Source organism: Pseudomaricurvus albidus, from assembly GCF_018863235.1.
Lineage (GTDB): Bacteria > Pseudomonadota > Gammaproteobacteria > Pseudomonadales > Cellvibrionaceae > Pseudomaricurvus > Pseudomaricurvus albidus.
In genome coordinates this window covers 693,063-710,086 of the sequence record NZ_JAHKRS010000001.1, presented here as the reverse complement: position 1 = coordinate 710,086, position 17,024 = coordinate 693,063, and the positions used below count along the sequence as shown (strand labels likewise).

General features: G+C 53.1%; 15 protein-coding genes. 3 read left to right on the top strand and 12 right to left on the bottom strand.

Annotated features, from left to right (window positions below):
* Nucleotides 1-50 precede the first annotated feature (50 nt).
* On the top strand, nucleotides 51-989 hold the full coding sequence (locus KOI40_RS03195; protein WP_216095984.1) for a 2-hydroxyacid dehydrogenase: 939 nt from the start codon (nucleotides 51-53) through the stop codon (nucleotides 987-989).
* A gap of 33 nt (nucleotides 990-1,022) precedes the next feature.
* Here KOI40_RS03195 and KOI40_RS03190 read toward each other — a convergent pair whose 3' ends face one another.
* Entirely contained in the window at nucleotides 1,023-1,556 is a 534-nt protein-coding gene (locus KOI40_RS03190) for a hypothetical protein (RefSeq protein ID WP_216095983.1), read from the bottom strand.
* A 193-nt stretch (nucleotides 1,557-1,749) separates the two neighbouring features.
* On the opposite strand from KOI40_RS03190, the gene KOI40_RS03185 reads away from it, so the two are divergent.
* Together KOI40_RS03185 and KOI40_RS03180 are read left to right on the top strand one after the other, a co-directional pair.
* Nucleotides 1,750-3,855 carry an AsmA family protein gene (locus KOI40_RS03185; RefSeq protein WP_216095982.1) on the top strand — a complete coding sequence of 702 codons (2,106 nt, stop codon included), beginning with the start codon at nucleotides 1,750-1,752 and terminating at the stop codon, nucleotides 3,853-3,855.
* A gap of 77 nt (nucleotides 3,856-3,932) precedes the next feature.
* A complete protein-coding gene (locus KOI40_RS03180; protein ID WP_216095981.1) occupies nucleotides 3,933-5,579 on the top strand; it encodes a Na/Pi cotransporter family protein in 1,647 nt (548 codons plus the stop codon).
* Between the two features lie 11 nt (nucleotides 5,580-5,590).
* Here KOI40_RS03180 and KOI40_RS03175 read toward each other — a convergent pair whose 3' ends face one another.
* From KOI40_RS03175 to KOI40_RS03125, 11 genes are all read right to left on the bottom strand, one after another.
* Nucleotides 5,591-6,238 (bottom strand): PEP-CTERM sorting domain-containing protein, encoded by a 648-nt coding sequence (locus tag KOI40_RS03175; protein ID WP_216095980.1) that lies wholly within the window; start codon nucleotides 6,236-6,238, stop codon nucleotides 5,591-5,593.
* Between the two features lie 431 nt (nucleotides 6,239-6,669).
* Entirely contained in the window at nucleotides 6,670-7,422 is a 753-nt protein-coding gene (locus tag KOI40_RS03170) for a hypothetical protein (RefSeq protein ID WP_216095979.1), read from the bottom strand.
* 226 nt (nucleotides 7,423-7,648) lie between these two features.
* Nucleotides 7,649-8,494 (bottom strand): transporter family protein, encoded by an 846-nt coding sequence (locus KOI40_RS03165; RefSeq protein WP_216095978.1) that lies wholly within the window; start codon nucleotides 8,492-8,494, stop codon nucleotides 7,649-7,651.
* Between the two features lie 187 nt (nucleotides 8,495-8,681).
* Nucleotides 8,682-9,533, bottom strand: a complete 852-nt coding sequence (locus KOI40_RS03160) for an acyl-CoA thioesterase (protein ID WP_216095977.1) — start codon at nucleotides 9,531-9,533, stop codon at nucleotides 8,682-8,684.
* A 173-nt stretch (nucleotides 9,534-9,706) separates the two neighbouring features.
* Nucleotides 9,707-10,984, bottom strand: a complete 1,278-nt coding sequence (locus KOI40_RS03155) for a cytochrome P450 (RefSeq protein ID WP_216095976.1) — start codon at nucleotides 10,982-10,984, stop codon at nucleotides 9,707-9,709.
* 25 nt (nucleotides 10,985-11,009) lie between these two features.
* Nucleotides 11,010-11,330, bottom strand: coding sequence for a 2Fe-2S iron-sulfur cluster-binding protein (locus tag KOI40_RS03150; RefSeq protein WP_216095975.1), 321 nt, complete (start codon nucleotides 11,328-11,330; stop codon nucleotides 11,010-11,012).
* A 196-nt stretch (nucleotides 11,331-11,526) separates the two neighbouring features.
* Nucleotides 11,527-12,042, bottom strand: coding sequence for a lipocalin family protein (locus tag KOI40_RS03145; protein ID WP_216095974.1), 516 nt, complete (start codon nucleotides 12,040-12,042; stop codon nucleotides 11,527-11,529).
* Between the two features lie 451 nt (nucleotides 12,043-12,493).
* Nucleotides 12,494-14,455 carry a DUF3604 domain-containing protein gene (locus tag KOI40_RS03140; protein WP_216095973.1) on the bottom strand — a complete coding sequence of 654 codons (1,962 nt, stop codon included), beginning with the start codon at nucleotides 14,453-14,455 and terminating at the stop codon, nucleotides 12,494-12,496.
* A gap of 107 nt (nucleotides 14,456-14,562) precedes the next feature.
* Nucleotides 14,563-15,573, bottom strand: a complete 1,011-nt coding sequence (locus KOI40_RS03135; protein ID WP_216095972.1) for a HupE/UreJ family protein — start codon at nucleotides 15,571-15,573, stop codon at nucleotides 14,563-14,565.
* 1 nt (nucleotide 15,574) lies between these two features.
* A complete protein-coding gene (locus KOI40_RS03130) occupies nucleotides 15,575-16,447 on the bottom strand; it encodes a peptidylprolyl isomerase (RefSeq protein WP_216095971.1) in 873 nt (290 codons plus the stop codon).
* A gap of 145 nt (nucleotides 16,448-16,592) precedes the next feature.
* Nucleotides 16,593-17,009, bottom strand: a complete 417-nt coding sequence (locus KOI40_RS03125; protein ID WP_216095970.1) for a GFA family protein — start codon at nucleotides 17,007-17,009, stop codon at nucleotides 16,593-16,595.
* Nucleotides 17,010-17,024 lie beyond the last annotated feature (15 nt).

Genomic DNA, 17,024 nt, shown 5'->3' with positions numbered 1-17,024 from the left:
TTATATTCTTTATTTTTGACGCTTCAACTGACGACCAGACTCCGAGCTTTATGATTATCCCCTTTATCAGCCGCCTGTCAGATCACGAGCAACAACAGTGGATCGACACCATCGACCCGCTTCTGGAAAACGCCAGCGTCTGCCGGCTCGATCAACTGACGCCAAAACAGCAACAGCAATGTCAGCTGGCCATTGTCGCCAATCCGGACCCACAACAACTGGCAGCCCTGACCAACCTGATCTGGGTACACAGTGTCTGGGCCGGAGTGGAGCGCATGCTGGCCGAGCTGCCTGACACAAGCTTCCGTATTGTGCGTCTGATCGATCCGGTACTCACCCAAACCATGGTGGAAGCGGTACTCGCCTGGACACTGTACCTGCATCGGGATATGCCCGCCTATCGGCATCAGCAGAACCAGCGATTGTGGCAGCAACGGCCTTACACTCCTGCGACGGAAAGGTGTATCGGTATTTTGGGACTGGGACAGCTGGGGCTGGCCAGTGCCCAAAGCCTGCAGCAGCTGGGCTTTCCGGTCTCGGGCTGGAGTCGCACCCCCAGGGACAACTCCGGCTTGCCCGGTTTTCACGGTCAGGACGGACTGCTTGAGCTGCTGGCTCAATCGGATATCGTCGTCAATCTGCTGCCTCTGACTCCGGAAACTCGTCATTTGATGGATCAGCAACGTCTCTCGGCCTGCAAGCGCGGCGCGGCCCTGATCAATTTTGGGCGCGGAGGCACCGTCGATGATGAGGCCCTGCTGCAGGCTCTGGACAGCGGTCAGCTTTGCCACGCGGTGCTGGATGTATTTGACCAGGAGCCGCTCCCCCGTGACCACCCTTTCTGGACACATCCGCACATCACGCTACTGCCTCATATCTCGGCCCCCACCACCGTTGCATCGGCCAGCCGGATTGTCGCCGACAACATTAATCGCTACCAGCAGACCGGTGAACTGCCGCCCACGGTTGACCGGCAGAAAGGATATTAGCCTCTGTCCAGGCTGAATTAGTCGAGCCCTCGGTTACGGGCTCTCCTGGCTTGCGGGGCCACAGAGAGTGGTCAGGAAACGGGACAGATCGGAAGTACTCTCATAGTAATCGGCTCTGACGATGGACTGTCGATCCAGAGAGAGCACCGTGACCTGATCTTCACGAACCGGCAGCCCCAGTGATGCCTCGCCACCCCAATCCAGCCACACAGGATACGGATAGTCGCGCATGGCGGGTACCGCAACCAATTGGGAGATAATGCTTGGCATCCTGCTGATGTTCGCCAGATACACCAGCTCGCCGTCTTTCATGCAGCGGGTATCAATCGTCTCAAGGCTTTCACGCACCAGCTCCTTGGCTTCCATCCCCTCGACAAACATCAGCACTTTCATATCCTCCTGATGAGCGAACGGCTGGTGATTCTGATCGGTGACGTCTTTTAAATTCACCGAGTCGCCAATGGTCAGCGGCGGTACCGGCGGTTCCGACGCACAGCCCACCAGCAGGGCACCAGTGGCCAGTAACGCTGAACCCAGCCGTGTTTTGACGGATGTCATGACCTTCATAGACAACTTACTCCAACCTATTGTGTGGGCGATGGTTTGTGATCCGATACAGATGACAGATTACCGCGTTAACACGTTATCCGCACGCCCTGAGCCCAAATCAGCAGCCACTCCATCCTAATAAAGCACGCCCATGCGATACAGTCTTAACCGACTATACTAAGACCTACCCCTGTGTGTAGCGGACTCTGTCATGTCACTGCGAAGACTCTTGCTGGCTCTCCTTGCGACCCTCGGCACGCTGATAGTCATTGCCGGGCTGTTTCTCTGGTTGTCGGATTTTCGCTTTCTCAAACCCAAAATCGAAACCCTGGTGACTGAGGCCACCGGGCGGGAATTTCGCATCGACGGCGATTTCTATTTCAAGGCACTGCCAACGCCCACCCTGTTGATCGAACAGGCCAGCCTCGGCAGTCCGGACTGGGGCTCGCAACCCCACATGCTGACCGCCGAAAAAGCCTTTGTGGTCGTTGATTTAAAATCCCTCTTCTCACAGCCCATTGTAGTTCGCACACTGGAAATCAGTAACATCGATGTGCTCTATGAGAGCAATGCCGACGGGGAATCCAATTGGGCAATGGGTGAGGCCGAAACCGACGACGCCGAACCCGCGCCATCGGAATCCGCACTGGAACTGTCGCTGCCGGTTGAAATTCTCGCCGCGTCTGTCAACAACGTGCGCGTGCTGATGCGCAAACCCGACAGCGATGACATGGAAGCCCTGCTCGATCAGCTGAACATTTCCGGCAACACGTCTGAATGGCAGGCCAGGGCAACCGGCAGTCTCGCGGAAACGCCCATCGCCTTCGACGCTCAGGTCGTTGGCCGTCATATTGTGCTCAATGCCAGCGCCGAGGATCTCACCCTGACCTCTGAATACGACTATCACGACAAGACCGTCGATATTGATGCCTCACTCGGCACGCTGGATAAACTGGGGCCCTGGCTGGAGGTAGACAATCTGCCCGCCGAGGCGCTGTCACTGAAAGGCAATGTGGCGGTGGACGGTGGCAAGCTGCTGCTGAACAATCTGGTGGCCAGCCTCAGTGGGCTGGAGCTGCGACTGGATGGCGAAATTGATCCGGCCACTCCCGGTCTCGATATGGATGTCGAGGCATCCGGGGACAATCTCTCTTACCTGCGGGCCGATCTACCCAAGCTGCCCTTTAAAGTCAAAACCGCACTGACCGCAACCTCCAGCCAGATAGATCTGACATCCTTCCTGATCAGCCTCGATAAAAACACCTTAACCGGCAACGCGCATTTTACGCCCGGCGACCACCCCGTTATCCGGCTGGACGCCCGCTCCGAGTTGCTGGACCTGTCTGCCTTTATATCCGATAGCGACGAACAGAAATCACAGGGGAACACTCGGGCTAACAACAGCAACCCATCATCCGGCGGTTATGTGTTCGATGAAACCCCCTTGCCACTGGAACAGCTTTCGAGACTGGACCTGGACGCCAGGCTGCAAATCGGTCGCTATGTGATGCCGCCAATAGAACTCAGAAACGTACAACTGGTCGCCAAAAATAACAAAGACGGACTCTTTATCGACAACCAGTTTGAAGGTCTGGTGGAGGGTAAAGTCGACTACCAATTGCAACTCAAACCAACAGGCGAACAGGCCAGGCTCGATATAAAAGCCCGCGCCACCGACTTTAAGATCAGTGTGCTTTCAGGCAAGTCCGTGCCCAAGGATCAAATACCCGTGACCCGAATCGATGCCGATCTGCAAACCCTGGGCGCCACACCCCGGGCACTTGCCGCCAACCTGAACGGTAAACTGATCACCACACAGGGACCGGGGCGCGTCAGCAACCAAATGATCGACAAGTTTTCCGGTGACATTCTGGCCCAACTGATCAGTGCGCTGAATCCCTTTGCCAAGAACGAAGAGTTTACGGATTGGGAATGCAGTGTCTTTGCCATCGACTTTATCTCGGGCAAGGGCGACATCAGCGGCTTCCTGCTGCAAAGCGAGAAACTGATGGTCGTCGGCGGTGGCGAAGTGGATCTCAACGATGAAACGCTCAATATTGAATTCAACACCAAACCTCGCAAAGGTGTTGGCGTCAGTGCCGACATGTTTGTTACACCGTTTGTTAAACTTAGCGGCACACTCAGCGATCCTCACGTCGGCCTGAATAAAAAAGGTCTGTTGTTGAGCGGTGGCGCGGCCTTCCTGACCGGAGGCATGTCTTTTCTCTATACCGGCTTGATCGACCGCGCGACCGCAGAAAAAGGACAGTGTCAAAAAGCTCTGGACTCGGTGTATGGCACGGGCAAAACACGTTAATTCAATGCCGAACGCCTCGCACTCCAAGCCTTCGTTCTTATGCAGTCATAGCTATAAATCCCGGACCCTCCATCACCATGGCGTTATTTAATCTGTTAGTGGGCCTGGGGATTTTTCTCTACGGCATCAGTCAGTTGGAAAATGCTCTGCGGCAATTGGGCAGAACCCGCCTGCAGCAGCTGTTCGAACCTGGCCCACAACTCAAATCCACTGACGCAGACAGCCAGCTGCATGCCTGGAAAAGTGTCGCACTGGGTGTGATTACCACGGCACTGTTACAAAGCAGTTCGATGGTCAGCCTGATGGTTCAGGCGCTGGCTGCCGCCGGCCTGATTCCGTTAGTGAATGGTATTGGTGTGATTCTCGGCGCCAACCTCGGCACCACACTGACCGGCTGGCTGGTGACCCTGCTGGGTTTCAAACTCTCCCTCGACAGTCTGTCGATTCCACTGATGGGCATCGCCTGCCTGGGTCTGATTTTCTATCCGGCGAATCGCCAAACGCAAAATGGATTTACCGCGCTACTGGGTATTGGCTTGCTGCTGTTTGGCTTAGGACAGATGAAAGCCGCCGTGGAGTACCTGCCAGCCACTCTGCCGATGGATCAACTGGCGAACTGGTCGCCACTGGGCTTCTTGCTGCTGGGTACGGTGTTAACCGCGCTGATTCAATCCAGCTCGGCGACTATGATGGTCGCCCTCACGGCTCTTCACAGCGGTTTGCTGGAGCTGCCTGCCGCTGCCGCCTTGATTATCGGCGCCGACCTTGGCACCACCAGCACCAGCGTGCTGGCCAGCATTCGCGGTTCGAACATCAAAAAACAGCTGGCCCTCGCTCACATTACGTTCAACCTCGTGGTGGATATGCTGGCTTTTATTCTGTTACTGCCCATACTGCCGCAAATCCTCAGTGCACTCGGCCTGCACGATCCACTGTTCAGCCTGGTGGCTTTTCACAGTCTGTTTAATCTGATTGGGTTGTCCTTGTTTATCCCTTTTATCCATCCCTTCACTCGCTGGATTGGCAACTTTTTTCAGGACGACGAGGAATCACGCTACCCGGATCTCGCCGAGGTATCCGTCAAAGAACCGGAGGTGGCTCTGGCGGCATTACGCCATACTTCCCATCTACTGGTGGGGGATGCCATTGAGTTGAACAGGTTGTCGCTGCCCTTCAGCGAACAGGACGAGGAAGAAGAACTGTCGGATGATGAATTTGCCAGCCGCTACGAAGCCCTGAAAACCACAGAGAGCCGACTGCTGACCCGCGCCGGAGAACTGCAACAATCCCCGCTGGAGACGGAGCAAACCCATCGTCTCAATCGCTGGATTGGCTGCGCGCGGGAAGCCGTACTCAGTGTGCGCAGCATCAAAGGGTTACGTGAAGATCTGGAGAATCTTGAGCAGGGAGAGTTCGGCCCCTTTCAACAGCACTTTCAGCATGAGCTAGACAAGCTGTATCGCCCTGTCCTGCCACTGCGATCGGGCAACCACGACAGCCACTATGTACAGGAATGCCTGCAACAATTCGAGCGCAACAACACCCTCATGCACGAACATCTGCACAATCTGATTATCGAAGAGGGAACCAGACACCACACATCCGGTGGTGACCTCTCCACCCTGCTCAACATCAATCGGGAAATCTGGCAAGCGACGGATCGCCTGCACGATGCGCTGGAGTTTCTACTGCTTGAAACACCCGCCGTAGAATTCAAGGATTAGTCGTCAAAGGTTCAGGCTGAGATGGCTTTTGCAGCTTCCGGCTTTCGGATTTTTCTTGAGGCAAAGATGCCCAATAATCCCAATAACAAAATGGATAGCGTTATGGGCTCGGGGACATCCGACGGAGGAGCCTCTCTGGAAACAATCGAATAAGCTGAACCCACAGGGCCTCCCGTCAATGAGGTCCAGACCGCATTCTGTTTATTGCAAGCGCCAGTAGGTGAATAGGGACAATAATCCAGATACATATCCTGAGGAGTGATATCCAGAAAGTAATCATAGACAGAACTCAAGTCACCCCGGGCGAAAGTCAGAAAGAAACTGGTAATGGATACCACGCCGAGCTCATTGATATACGCACCAATATAACCGCTCTGGAAATCACTCATGGTGACATTGATGTCTCCGGCACCTGGAGTCGTAAAACCTGTCGTAATACCCGTCACACCACTGAGATAAATATTGTCCGGGCCGTACGGTAGTGGGCCATACTCGGTATCGTCAAATTCAAGCTTGAAAAATGCACCGGACGAAAAATTTGCGGTGATGGAATCAATGATAATGCCTGCCGAGGCTGAACCGGTGTACCAGGATCCAAGCATCAGAAAACCCAGGCACAGGGCTTTTAACCTTTTTTGGTTGACGTTAATTCTGTTCATGAGTGGGCACTCTGTTTCTTCAGTTTGTAATCAGGGTTTAAAAAAAATGCCCATGACACCGCTAAAAAGAGAGCAGCAAAGTCTTTTTGGGCATAAATCATTGAACAGAGTTTAACAACGCAAATTTCAGACCATAGTACTAGTTTCCACCCTTACCCGTGCTGGTTAATCCCTGCGGGCTTTAAAACCCAATGACATATATTTTTTTCTGATTGTTTATAAACAAACAGAATCAACATGATTAAACATATTGCCATAGTTGGAAAATTAGCCGGCATCAGCCAACGATTTTTCAAGCAGCATGAAAAACTGTAAATAAAATTGACAGTCCAGAGATAAAAAAGGCCCTGCTGGATGGCAGGGCCGAAGGGAAGAATCCTACAAGTCTAGAGGTTCAGAGAGGTAACCATGAAAAGGGATAAAAATTCAGATTAACCGCGTCCTGGTCTTTCCGGACGACCGACACCTTCGGGCCGTCCTACACCCTCAGGACGGCCCACGCCTTCAGGGCGGCCAATACCTTCGGGACGGCCAACACCATCAGGACGACCTGACACTTCCGGACGACCGGCATTTACGGGACGGTCAGCCTTGTCAGGACGGTTGCCTCTGGTCTCTGGACCTCCACGTTTTTCGACAGTGGCGGTGTTAACCGCAAGCGCACGGGAATTGCCTTTCAAACCACTGACCAGAGCACCGACCGTGGTGTCATATTGCTTGGCAATCTCGCCCCAGCCTTGTCCTTCAGCACGCAAGCCCAGCACATTGTCCAATTCGGCAAGATCACCACCCGCCATGCCCAGAGCGAGAGTGATTTCGCCATAGCCCATGGGCTCTGAAGTCAGGATCTCGGTTTCCGGATCGCCATCGTCCAGCTGGTAGCTGCCGGTACGCAAGGACTCGATCAGCTCCTGCGTGTTTTCTTCACCGTAGGTTTCTTCAAAAGCTTTCGCAACCTGGCTGACGGCCTTCTCGGAAACTTGCAGCGCTTCTGCATCTTCTACGTCTACGGCATCGTCAACTGCACCTTCAACAACGTCACCGGTTTCATCCGTGACGACCTGCTCCACCTCTTCAACAGGTTCGTCCGGAGTCACAACAGACTCCTGTGCCATCGCCGTTGTCCAGGCAGGTAACCCCAGGCTGAGCAGCAAAACCCCTTGTGCCATTTTGTTTAATTTCATTTCCAGACTCCTGTTATTTACTGTGTGGAGAGATAACTCTTTATAACCATACACACACCAAAACGGTGGCATCCACTTCAACTTGGATCATTCGTGAATAAGCGCACAAACCGTTGTGTACCGGGATCGCAAAAACAACAAAGGCTCACACGGAGCCTTTTTAAATTACTGAGCGAGCAAGGTACTGAGTGAGAAAAGTACTGAGTGAATGAAACACTGGGTGCAGTTAGGGTCTGTAACTGAGTTGCAGCCCCAGCCCCTGATCCGGACTGCCATCCGCAAGGCCGAGGTAGGCATAAAAGGTTGCCGACCATTGCGCGCTGAGTTTTTGTGTCCAATAACCAAACAGTTCCAGTGAATCGTCACCATAGGTTGTTGCGGCTTGCTGATAGTCCAGAGACAGACCGACATTCGCCTCTTCCGAGACACGGTAACCACTACCAACCGAGCTATAGAAAACATTTTTCAAATCCACACCCGATGGATCGCCTTTGATTTTATAGGCCAGTGTGGCATAGGGCGTAAACTTGCCGAGTGGTTTGAAGTAGTCGGCCTGCAGGGTGTAATCGATTTCTCCGGTACCGAGACCGTCATCTTCATCGGCGGTGGGTAATTTCACTTTACCGGTCAGATCCAGATAGCCCAGTTCGGTTGGCAGTGGCGGCACGGCATAGGTGGCAGACAACCAGACATCCCCCATACCGGACTCGGTACTGGAGACTCGCTGCTCCTCGGTCGTTTCAGTATCGCTTCCCCCGGAATTGCCATTGCCGCGGCCATTACTCTTACCCCGCTCTTCATTGCCGAGCACGATGCCTCCATCACCACCACCAATGACCGTACCATCACCTTCAATTTCCAACCAGGAGGTCGATCCCTTGAAGGTCCAGTTAGTGGTTTTGTAACTCGCGGTAAATGGAATTGCGGAAATCTTGGTCTCTACCGGATCACCGCCGTAATCACCACGACTGTAATCAAAGCCTGACGAATACTGCCAGGTTCCTTCGGCACTGGCGGCCGATGCCGCCAACACGGTGGCCATCAGGGTTAATCCGGTTGCTGTTTTTCTCATCGTTCACTCCACTTTGGATAGGGTTCTTGTCGTCCAAAGATCGATGGCAACAGCTGGCCAATTGCATGTCAAACAAACAGATTTTGTTTTGTCGACCCTGCCAACTATTCGCCATGGAAAACGATTAAAAAGTGCGCTGGTTCATGAATAAGGTTGTGCCAAATTCAACGGAATCTGCTGTTGAGGATTAACCTTTGAAATACACAATCTGCTGGGTAGTCGCCAACAGCTCACCACTCTGACTCCACAACTCGCCAACCTGATCAAAGTAATTGCGGGAATAACGCTGCGCTCTGGCCTCCGCAAACAACGGCTGAAGGCCGGCCTCTGCCAACTGATCACGGCCTGCATGAAAATAGGTGGTCATGGAGACGGTTCCGGCAGGCATCATCTGTCCGCGCCGCAGAAACACTCGGGGGAAAAAACAATCGCTCAAAGCCATCAACGACAAAAAGTCCAGCGGGCGAGCCGGCTTATCCTGAATCCACAAACGGGTTCTCGCATTCTCTTGCGCTTTCATCCCCGCTACCAACTCCAGACCACCCTCAATATAGCGAAAGTCATAATTATGAAACCAGGGCGGCAGCTGACGGGTATCAAACGAAGGCAGACTCTCGGCACTGGGCAAACCGGCAGGCATGGTCAGATCACTGCCCTCCCAGGTCTCACGCCGAATGGCCATGAGTACCAACGCGGAAATGGCAATTGCGCCCTCCTGCGCCAATTGCACCGTCCAGTGCTGGGATGACCGGTTCTGCCGTATCAGAGTTGCCGTTACCTCAAAATCGGCATCGGCAATGGGACCGGCAAAATTCACCGTCATTGATACCGGCTCACCCTCATGCTGAGGGTGTGACAACACCCCATTCAGCAACGTGGAAGCAATCACACCACCGAATGGCCCCACCATATTGAAATAGGCTGCAGGAATATAACCCTGATAGTGCCCCTCGTCAGACGTGGCATGTAAAGCAATGGCCTGATCAAAAACGTGGGGCTTGTGTTCGGCTACATCGCTCTTGGGTAGATCGTGACTCATGGGTGACGGCCTCAAATTTGAATTGACAGTTCCAAAATAGAACTTTCTTGGGATTATTCAAAGTGAGAGCCGCGCTGTCAATGACTCCAACTGCAAACCATCAGAGACAAGAGCCGCCTGTGCATTCACGGTGAGCAGGAATTTGACAAACAACTACCGTGATGGGCGCGCCGTTATTTTGGATGAATCCTGACAGGCAGCGAGGTAAACCCTTTGACAAAATTCGAGCGAACATAGCTGGGCTCACCCACCACTTCAATCCAGTGAAAGCGCTGCATGATCTCTTCCCATAAAATCCGCAACTGCATTTCCGCCAGGCGGTTTCCCATGCAGCGGTGAATACCAAAACCGAAAGCCAGATGCTGACGCGCGTTGGCGCGGTCAATCAAAAACTGATCCGCCTGATCAATCACCCGCTCGTCACGGTTGCCCGACAAATACCACATCACCACCTTGTCACCCTTGCGAATGGTGTGTCCGTGCATGTCCACATCTTCGGTGGCCACACGACGCATATGCGCCAGCGGGGTTTGCCAGCGGATAATTTCGGACACCATGTTGGGAATCAGATCGTGGTTGTTTCTCAGCTTGTCGTATTCCGCGGGGAACTGGTTAAGCGCATGGACACCACCGGAAATGGAATTGCGGGTGGTGTCATTGCCGCCGACAATTAACAAAATCAGATTGCCGAGAAATTCTTTTGGACGCTCGATCAGGTCTTTGGTGTCTTCGTTGCTTTGCAGCAAGTGAATCAAATCGAAACCCGGTGGCAGGCCGTCGGCGCGCTCGGCGGCCCGTTGATGCCAGAGTTCGGAAAACCTTCTGGCACAATCGCCCATGGCATTCATTCTTTCTTCCGGATCGCAGATGCCGCCGGTCATTTCCGGAACGGCGGTTGCCATGTCGGACCAGTAAATCAGCTTGTGACGCTCCTCCAAGGGAAAGCCAAACAATGTCGCCAGCATTTGTGAGGTGAGTTCTACGGATACGTGCTCCACCCAGTTGAAGGTTTCTCCAATGGGCAGACCATCCAGAATGCTTCCCACTCGCTGACGAATCAGATCTTCCATCTGCGCGAGATTGGCCGGTGCCACCACACTCTGCACTGCTTTGCGTTGTTGATCGTGCTTGGGCGGGTCCATGGCGATAAACATGTCCAGCGCCATCTCTTCGGGTCGGTCACCAATCACGATCACCGGCTCGGAAGAAAACAGCTTCCAGTTACTGTCGACAAACTTGATGTCTTCAAAACGGGTGATGGACCAGTAAGCACCAAACGGACTGTCGGGCAGATAATGAATGGGGGATTCATCACGCAGGCGCTTAAAATACTCGGGCCAGATATTCTGCTCCAGCAGGCGCGGATCACTGACATCCAGTTGATCGAGAGGAATGGTATGGGCCTCAGGGATTGGTTCAATCGCTGAGGAAAGGGTAACTGGGGCGTTCATTATTCTTCTCCTTGAAACAGCGACATCACATTTGAAACTCAGGCAAGCGGACAACCAGCCCGTTCAGATCTTCAGTAACGCATAACTGGCAGGACAAACGAGAACCCGGCTGTGGCTCGGGATTCATGTCGATCATCGCCACTTCGTCCTCTTCCGGCTCGGGCAGCCTTGCCCTCCAGGCTTCGTCGATGATCACATGGCAGGTGCCGCACGCACAGCTACCACCACAGTCGGCATCGATGCCGGGAATGCCGTTATCCACAGCAGCCTGCATCAGGCTCTTCCCGGTTTCCGCCTCGACACAGTGGGAGATGTCGCTGAATTCAATAAAAGTGATTTGGGGCATTCGCAGCCTCTCTGTTGTGATTTTTATTTTAGTTATGCCCGATACGATGTATTGGTACCGGAACCTAATAGTAGGTGCTCAGAGGCCATTACTGCAGGTCATTTCTTGACAATTTATGGGTCATTTAAGTCATTAACAGCCACTCTGATTTCGGCTTATGCTTTTTATGCCTTTAACGTATTCGTGACGTCCTCGCTTATTTTTGATCAACGTAGATTAACTCGCGGGTATCAAAACCACGCGCTTTGGCCATCGTCTCAAACTTGGTAATCACGTCAGGGCTGACCGTTGGTGTGCGGGACAAAAACCAGAGGTAATCGTTATTGGGGCCGGAGACAAACGCGTAGCTGTAATTCTCACGCTCCAATTCAAAAACAACATAGGAACCGTAAAAAGGCCCAAAAAATGATACCTTGAGATACCCCTCCGAGTCCTTGTCGACAAAATAGGCCTTGCCCTCTGCCTCATCCCACGCTTGCTCTTCAGCGGAAAAGCCCCGGTTGACCACCCTCACCCCGCCATCATCTCGCACACTGTATTCGGCGGTTACCCGACTGAGGCCTCGTTCAAAGGAGTGATCCAGCCGAGCAATCTCGTACCATTTTCCCAAATAGCGATCGAGTTCAAATTGGCTGACCGGTTTGACGCTTTCGGGCATTCCCAGACAGCCGCTCAAAGACAAGACCAGGAGGGTGAGAAACAGGTTTTTCATGGTGACTCCTTAAGTCAACAGACAATATTCGCTGAACACTAACGCTATAAAGCACGATCAGAACCTTAAACCTAACCCAATTATTTTGCTGACGCGAATCCTCTCGCCGCTGGCTCTCAATTACTCGACACCGAACCTCTGCGCGAGGATCTCGCCGCTCCAACATCGAGTGATTTTGCTCAGGCATCGAGACGTTGATACCCACGGCCGAGTGATTTTACTCCGCGGTCGAGACGTTATTATCCCACGTCGAGTGTTTACCACCCGTGGTCGAGTCTTTTAATGCCGTTATCGGTTATTAAGTACGGACTATTGGGTCTTTTGGATGCGATCTTGGGTCTTGGGGATGGGTATAACTTATTGGGTTGGAATAAACAGGGGGGAGATAAACGGCATAATGTTTATCTCCCCCCATTGGTTTGAACACCATAATCAGAATCAATTGACCAGCTTATGGCGTGTACCAGATCGGTGAGGTCCAGGCGCGCTCCTGAATGCTGACAGGCAGGTCTTCAGGTCTTGGCAGGCCGGTTCTGGCCGCATCATACGTGGACCAGCGAGGGGTTGGGATTTGTAAGACGCGGGCATAATAGAGTGCGGGCATGGCCGGATCGAAGTCAGGATCCGTCCAGACGGTACTCAGTTTGGCATCACCAATGGTGTTGGTGTAGCTCGCATCCTCTTCTTTGACCGTATCACCGACCGGTTGCACGCTGCCATCGGCCGCGACGGTTCTGCCATCGGCGAGAGCAACGTTATAGATTCTGGACTGTTGCTCACCGTTTTCATCCACCCAGCCTTTAATGATCTGAATGCGGTCAAGGTTGGCACCGTTCACATCCTTGATCGCATGCACGATGAAGCTCGGCGCCTTGTTGTCGGTCGCATTTGGCAGATTACCGCCCATTGGCACGGCCTGCTCAGAGGCCTGTTTCAGCCACGCCTCTGAATTGAGTGACACGTCATCCAGCCCAAAACCACCATACATTCTCACTTTGAGACGAGGGCCAGACGTCGCGAAGGTTTCCTTACGTCTGATCGCATCAAAAATTTCCTCGCGTGTGTTGCTTTCGGCCCACACGCCCGCCAAACCACCGGAGCTGAATTGACGAACCTGACGCGCCGCTTCAGGCGGTGTTCCCGGAGGGCCCTGCAGGCGGTGTTTGGGATCATTCTCAAACCCAAATTTACCGGTGTAGTTGTCTTCCTCAATGGAGGAGGCGGAGTTATGAGTGTCGGAATCCCCGATAAACCCGTATTTGAAGGGATTACCGTTACCTTCACTCTCCAGTTTCAACCCACGAATCAATGCCTCACGCACATAGCCGCCCAGTTTGTTTTCCGGCGGTGTCGCTGTGGGAGCCAGCGTGTAATCCCACAACTCGAAATTCCCGAATTCATCATTGGGGAACAAGGTAGGGTGAGTTTCCGAGGTGCCCTTGATCTGTGTTATCTCGTAAACCGGCTCATTACGCATGCGGGCGGCCGCATACTCGGCATTGAGCTCACTGCCGCCGTAAGAACGCTCCACGGGAAACATGATGCCGTTACTGGCATTGCCGTTATGGGGCACCGCCAACAGTTCATTTCCGGCATCGCGCTGTTGATCCATCCATTGCCACAGGTCCTCCGGTTTGCTTGAGTCCAGGGCAGAAAAAGGTGCGTCCGGCACATTGGCGGTACTTCTGAAAATGACCACCCGGTGAATATTTCTCCAGTCCGGCGCGGCAGTCCACTCGTAGCCCGCCATGGTCGTGAACTTGCCGGGTTCATAATGCTGGTCAGCAATCTCTACCACAGTCGACCAGATGGTTTTCGCCAGTTCCGGATCACCCAGTATTGGATCAACCTGTGGCGGGTCACTGTACATACCTTCACTGATCGTGCCGTAGGCGGCAAAAGCCTTTCCGGGATCATCACCGGTGATATCCGCTGCCAGTGGATGTTGGCTCAACGGACTTTCGGGATTTTCCATTTGCCGCAATGTGCCGAGGTATTCCGAGTGATCCGACACAATGTACCAGTCCAGCGGTACCTTGATTTGCAACTCAGTGCCATCACCACCTCCGGGGATCGCTTCACCCTTGGCCCAGCGATACGCATCATCAGGGCCGGTAATGGAGCCATTGGTGTAGCCGTCAAAGGACCACGACGTGTGCACATGCAAGTTACCGAACCACGCATCCTTCAGCGGGTTACGTGTTATGGCGTCGTTTGTGGTTGGGGATTCAGACGATGAGGATACAGCCGGTGGGGATGCCGCTTCTTCGCTGGTGATAGGCGCCACCTTTTTCGCGTCACTGGCGTCGTCGGAACCACCGCAAGCCGTCAGCAGCCCTGTTGCGGTAAAACACAGGGCAAGCGACATGGTGGTGATCAATGTTTTTGGCGTCACCGGGGTATTAACTGTCATTGTTTTCTCCTGACGTTCCTTGATGATCAGATTGTTCAGCTACGGCTCAACGCGGGTTTGTCATTTACCGTTTTACGACTCACTGGTTTGTTCTTCACGGCCAGTCATTAACTCCAGAAACTGACTGTACGCTCAATCGTCCAGAACGCAGCAACAGAGCCAATCAGATACACCGGAATCTGCCGGGCAACCGCTGGCACAGGCAATTTGCTGCGCCTGAATAAAAAGAGAGTTATGAGTATAGCCGCTACAAACAATAACTGGCCGAGCTCTACGCCAATATTGAAAAACAATAAGGCTGCTGGCACCGCCGTTTGTGGCAATCCGATCTCGCCCAATGCGGCGGCAAACCCCAGACCATGCAACAGCCCGAAGGTGAAGGCGACCAGCCAGGGACGCCGTTGCGCCAAACCCGGCTGACCTTGTTGCGAGCGAATGATTTCCGTGGCGACAAAGACAATGCTCAGGGCGATACAGGCTTCCACCGGAGGCACCGGAATATGAATAACGTCGAGGGCGGCAAGGCTCAGGGTGATACTGTGAGCGAGGGTAAAGGCGGTGATGGTCCACACCAGTTTGCGCACAGTCTGCACCAGCATCAGCAGGACCAGAACAAACAACAGGTGATCGATACCGATAAGGATATGCTCTACCCCCAGTATCAGGTAGGTAGACATAACACCCAGGGTGCCAAGTCGTTCGGGGATCTCATAACCTGGGGCATCGGGAGTGAGCCGATGGATGACGGATTCACCTTCAAGATACTCGACACGCAACAGCACTTCGACGGCGGATTCACGCTGTCCGTTGATAGCGATGGACTTGCCCGGCAAGCCACCAACAGCCTGCACGGTCCAGTTTTGCAAGTGAGCATCACCAATAAACCCACCCTGTCGCTCCGACAGCGCTTTAATCTGTGGATCAAACTCAACGGCCAATGACAGGCGCTGATTGCCCGTGCGGGCCGGAACCTTCCACAACACCTGATACACATCCGTGTCGACTTCAGTGAGCTGTAAATAGGCGGGACGTATTTCATCAGCGTGTAACCTGCCAAGCGCCAGCATACACAGCACAACCAACCAAACCCAATGCACTCGATGAAAGGACTTCTGCATGTCAGATATTCCTGTTCGCAGCGGGGGGCAGTGTGTTTTGGTCCTGCGCTTCAATCACAATTGCGTAGTTTTCCTTGAGATTCTCGATCATCGCCGTTTTCAGTTCGCGACGTTTTGTTGTTTGCCACTCGCGCTGCACCTGGCTGCGAATCTCTGCCAACGGTGGCAAGTAAGATTTTTGAAGACGGGTAACCTTGACGATATGCAAGCCCAGCCCTGAACGGATCGGCGCGCTCCATTGGTTGAGGGGGAGCTGCTCGATCTGATCAGCAAAGCCCTGACCAAATTGGCGATCGACCTGCAGTGCGGATGACTCACTGAAGTCCCGCGGCAAAGTACTGGCTGATCCCTGCACCGGCTTGCCTGCCGCCAATTGCGCCTGAATCTCTGCTATGCGTGCATCACGGGTGTCAGCAGGCAGGTCGGTACTGATATAGATTTGCTCAAAGCTGAAAACGGAAGGTTGTATAAATCGCTCGGTATGAGCTTGCAAATAGGCTTCCAAATCCGCGTCAGAAGGACTCAGCAAATCCACTGAATCTGCGGTAAAAAACTCCATTTTCTGTTGCATGCGGCGACGGATAACAGAATCATTTTTATCCAGCCCCATAGCCAGCGCCTGACGGTATAAGATTTCTTCAACAATATAGTTATCGATCAATGCATCCAGTTCTGCCGCTGTGGGCTGCCGGTTCCAGGTGCGTTCATAGCGCGCCTTCATGTAGTCGATGCGATTTTGATCAACCACAATGGTGTTATCATCACGAAAGTCCACGGGTTTGATTAGGGCATAAAGCCCGAAGAGACAGGCCCCGATCAGTAGAAAATGAAACAGTGGCTCTTTCAGCCAACGCCTGCGTACATTGGTGTCCATGGGAAGCTTCCCCTAAATAGGCAGATGTGATTAGCCGGTGCCTGAAAAGCCCCGGCACTATCAGTGTGTAGACCACTACCATCCAATAAAAATAAATCCCAGTCAACGTCACCAGAATATGGATGGTTTGAATGTAGAAGAATTATCAGGGATTATCCGGCGTTTGTTGTGGCATATTGATCCAGTGTTCCGGATGCTTCACCCAGTGATATTTAGATTGATTCCATGCCGACATGGTTGGCTCGGGGAAATCCGGGTCGGTAAAACACCCAACCGGTATCCCGACCATACCCGCGAACAACTCCGCCTCCAGATACAAGGTCGAGCCACAATTGCTGCAAAAGAAAGAGTCTATCGCATTACCACTGTCTGATTGAATGTGGAATTTTTTAGGCGTCCCCTGCTTATCGACAATCTGGTCATGTAAAAAATACGCGCCCACCCCAAACACCGAACCGGTACGGCGCTGGCAGTTATTACAATTGCAGACCAGACAAACACTTGGCTCGCCCTGAACCTTGATCGAAAGCTGGCCGCACATGCATCTTGCTTCTCTTTCCATAGTTGCCTCTTGTTA